We start from the raw sequence: 4,261 nt of genomic DNA, 5'->3' as shown, positions 1-4,261 counted from the left end.
GAAGACTTAATCCCCGCCACACCACCGGAAATATAAGCCATAATCATATCTTTGATAAATGAATCCGCAGACTCAGCCGCAATCTTTGCTTCCTGGAATTTCTTCTCGTTTCTTTCTTTTACCGCAGATATATCGTTTGCCGCCGAAGATATTCTCTTAACATCACCCGCAAGACCCACATCATAGAAATTCTTAAGCACTGCGTTCTGTTGGGATCCTATATTGTCCCACTCCTCCTCGCCCCAAGAGTCAAACAGATCTTTGCCTTTGGGAGCCATGATCGGCTTGACTTCCGCCAAGCTCACATAACGAGTCTCAGTTTGTGCTCCACTGATGTATTTACCATCTCTTCTCCCACCGATCTGACCATTGCTAATCGACTTTGTAAGTGTTGCTATGTTTGTTTCTTTATTGACTGTATAAGTATAATCTTGTCTCAGTAGACTCTTGCACTGTGTCGGATCCACATAACAAGGCGTTCGATGCTTCACGCTCTTTTTCGCGGAACTTCCTGTTCCGACGAAAAAACTTCGGCCATCCCTGGCCTCCGTTACCGCGAGAAACATCTCTCTTGCTTTTAAGAGAAGAGAGACTTTATCTATATTTTGTTGGGCGCCTCGCATCTTTTCTTTTACAATTCCTCTTTTTTGTTAACCGACCACGCTCTTCGCTTCAATCTTCGCCTTTTTGGTTGTGCGAAGGATTTTCGCTACGATCGTTTGCGCGGGGGTTGGTTTTATAAGGCAATGTTTCCTTTTATTTACCTGCATCCAATGCCTCTTTATCGAACTCATTCGTTACACCAACTTCACCGTATGTTAGTGTATAATAATTTTTTTTATGTCTGGCACTATTCCAATCTCCTGGGAATGGATCTGGGACAGGTTTTGTAAAAAGAATTTTGCACTTATAACTCGCATAACTATTATTTTTTGATTCTTCAAGAAGCGACAAAATACATGTTTTATTGTTTTTTAATTTTCTAATATGTATTGCGACAATCTCTTCCTTTTCGTTAGGGATAGTATAAAATATTCTTGCCTCATCTTTTCCTATAATTTCATATCTAGATCGGGGAAAATAAGAATCTGCCTGAAGTGCCAAATGTATTTCTAACTGGAGTCCTCTTTTGCTATCCTGCCATATCTTAAATTTACCCAAACTAGAACTACTTACATAACCTTCTGCATAATCATATTTATGTGGATCTGCCATTTCCTGATCCAAATTATCCTCCTCATACCAACTACCTTCAAAATCTTTAATTGTTAATTGTGGTTGTTCTTGCTTCGTTGCAACAGGCGCAGGTTTTTCTTTTTCCTTGAGATTCCCACCACTGCAACTAACCAGAACTAATAGAATACCTGCTAAGATCCTATTCTTCATTTTTTCTTCTCCACTAAATAATATCCAGGCGAATCTTTACCGTATCGTTTAACATAATCATCCACATATGTTTGTCCTTCAGTTTTGAATCTGTTCCAATCAAAATTTTGACTAGGTACCAATTGGTTGTTTATCTTAAGTTCATAATGAATGTGGCTTCCTCCATACCATGGTGCTTGAGTTGGACGACTCGAATCAACATTACCCGTATTACCCACATTAGCAATCACAGTAGAAGAGGTTACATGTTGACCATTAGTTACCAATACCTCGGAATTATGAGCATATGATGTTTCCACACCATTACCATGTTTGATTTTTACTTGATTACCATATGTGCTAGATCTAACAACCTCAGCAGTTCCTTCCGCTACAGGCATATAAGGAGTTCCATATGGTAAGGCAATATCTGTTGCATGATAAGCTTTATTTTTACCCCTGCTTGAATGTTCCAATGGAGTATCTGTCACTCTTGCATCCGGATGATTGATCCCTGGCAATATTCCTCCCGCTCTTCCACTTGGATCATAACCAGGAGTCAAATGCTCTCGATTTGGTTTGTTTTCTAATACAGTCGATTGTTCTGGCCGACTGACAGGAACATCCGGGTTTAATTTATTAAGCATCTCCGCTGCAAGCGCTGCAGAAGTTTCTTTAACCTTAGGATTCAATAACGTATCTCGTGCATTATCAAACGCACTGGAATTGATTTTAACTGCTTCGTATTCTTCATTCAATCTTAGATACTCTGCTGACTTTGGATCCAAAGCTGCTAACTGCGTAGATAAATCATCTACCTGAGATCTATATGGATTGGATAAAGTATTATCCAATGATTGTAATCTGACTGCCTCTGGTAGATTCTTTCTATCCGTTACTTCTTGCTTTGAAAGTTGAGTGAGCTTAGTAGATGTTGACTTCGATAAGGCTTTCTCTTGTTTTTGTAGATCATTCAATACCGATTTGTCTACACTGCTATCATAATCTGCTGATTGGCCATTCGTTTCTATCTTATTTCTTAAATTTTGAATTTCAGTTTGAAGATCTTTTAATGGCTTCTCTATTGCTTCTCTTTTAATAGCTTGCCTTTCATTAAAGGCGGTTATATCCGAATCTTTTACCTTTGTATCGACTTTAGAAGCATTTTCTCTTAACGATTTTACATCTTCTTTTCCTTGATCTGTTAGCTTATACTGCTCTTTTGTTATCGAGACTGGTTTAGCTATTTCTTTTGGATCTAGAGGATATCTTTCTACTTTACCTTGTGTTGGTAATCCTATCTGATCCAATGCATTTACTCCGCCGAGTCCGAGCACACCTGGTATTCCCATATTTGCTTCTGTAAGAATTAGCGTATGATCTACGTTAGAAGAAGTATATAAAGTAGCTGTTCCATCTTTTCCAAAAGTTACGACTCTTCCGTCTTTCAGTTTAACGACTTTATTCCCTGAGGAATCTAGCTCAATGGAACTTATCTGATCTTGTACCTCTTGTGGTAAACGGTCTGTATGATCTAACTGATCATACATATCAACATCATCATCATCCCCATCCTCTCTTCTCCTCGCCGGAACATCAACCACCTGTCCCCGAACCGGCGGAGTAGATCCATTGCCTGTCCCACCACCTAATCCCATAAATGCGAGTGCTCCTCCAAAGAATGTCCCCACACTCGCCAGTGCAGCAATTGCCAATGTATCAGGATTAACCTCTCCATTGATCCGATCCAATTCTGCTTCTCTCTGATCACGACTCATCGCAGCGATTTCCGCATCTGTTTTACCGGATTCCCTTAGCTGTTTATACTCAGCAGCAGAGTTAATTTCTCCTAATATACGATTCCTTTCTGTAGGGGACAAACTGTCCGGGTCGGAGATTCCATTTGCTTTTAGCAAAGCATTCTGTTGTAACTTATTTCCCCTGTCTTGCGCCAAATTGATGTTTTGTTCCGACCAGTTTATCTCATCCATGTTAAACCCATCAGGTCCATTCGTTGCCAGATTCACACCATTCAGTTGCGCTGATGTAGATAAACCGTTCCCGTCTACTGTCGATGTGAGTCCAAGTCCTGAATTTGGATCTGTATATCCAACACTTCCAGAAAATCCTCCACCATTGATGTCATAGTTTGCCCCAACGTTCCATCCCTCTCTCGGACCATTACCAGCATTGTAATTCGCACCTACCGTAGTAGCTCCGTTAGTCGTAGTGCTCAGAGTTCCCTGAAGTCCTTTGACACCGGGAATATTCGCTGATCCTGATATTGTTGTATTGCCTCGTTGAGAGAAACTTATACTCGCATTGGTTGTGGCACTTCCGATTCCAATCCTTCCACCCCAACCGGCTTGTTTGTCGTAACTCACACCCAAACCAAGTGCAGTGTTTTTGAGAACGGGGGTTAATGTAGTTGTTAATGAAGATGTTACTCTGCTTAAATCCAATGCACCACCGGCAGAGAATACTCCAAGCGCTCCATTGGCAAGACCTGCAATGATTCCTTGTGTCCCATTTCTAGATCCGTCAATTGCTTGAACGGCCCCGTTGACAATCGCAGCTCCTACGTTAGCTGCAACACTTGCGGACGCACCAACAAAGGTTCCGATGGAAGCCATAGCTCCTCCGATCGCTCCCATAACTCCACCCGTAGCTGCCGCGGCAGCGGTGGCGGCTGTTGCGGCGGTAGCTCCTGCTGCCGTTGCTGCTTGAGCGGCTGCAGCCGCAGCTTGTGCAACAGATGCTGCACCAAGTGTAACTACTGTTACTACCGCCATAATTCCGGTGGACCTGGCAGCTGCTGCCTGTGCTTTCTTATCCGCTTTCTTCTGTTTTATCCCATCATACTGCTGACGGAAACTAGCATTTGCTATATCCCGGT

Annotated in this window: 3 protein-coding genes; all 3 read right to left on the bottom strand. The window is 41.9% G+C overall.

The window, feature by feature from the left end; translation table 11 throughout:
• Window positions 1-491: hypothetical protein (locus EHS11_RS02750; RefSeq protein ID WP_135762895.1), on the bottom strand; the 491-nt coding region annotated here is incomplete at its 3' end.
• Window positions 492-756: 265 nt separating this feature from the next.
• A complete protein-coding gene (locus EHS11_RS02745) occupies window positions 757-1,386 on the bottom strand; it encodes a hypothetical protein (protein ID WP_135762894.1) in 630 nt (209 codons plus the stop codon).
• The coding region (locus tag EHS11_RS02740; protein ID WP_167884325.1) for a peptidoglycan DD-metalloendopeptidase family protein at window positions 1,383-4,261 on the bottom strand (2,879 nt) is incomplete at its 5' end. The genes EHS11_RS02740 and EHS11_RS02745, both read right to left, overlap by 4 nt.

This window comes from Leptospira ilyithenensis, from assembly GCF_004771005.1.
GTDB lineage: Bacteria > Spirochaetota > Leptospiria > Leptospirales > Leptospiraceae > Leptospira_A > Leptospira_A ilyithenensis.
Note: the sequence above shows the minus strand (reverse complement) of the source record. Positions and strands in the feature narration are given on the sequence as shown.

What these genes read in the sequence shown, in the direction of transcription:
- EHS11_RS02745 (WP_135762894.1), bottom strand. Translation starts at nt 1,386, where the DNA reads ATGAAGAATAGGATCTTAGCAGGTATTCTATTAGTTCTGGTTAGTTGC.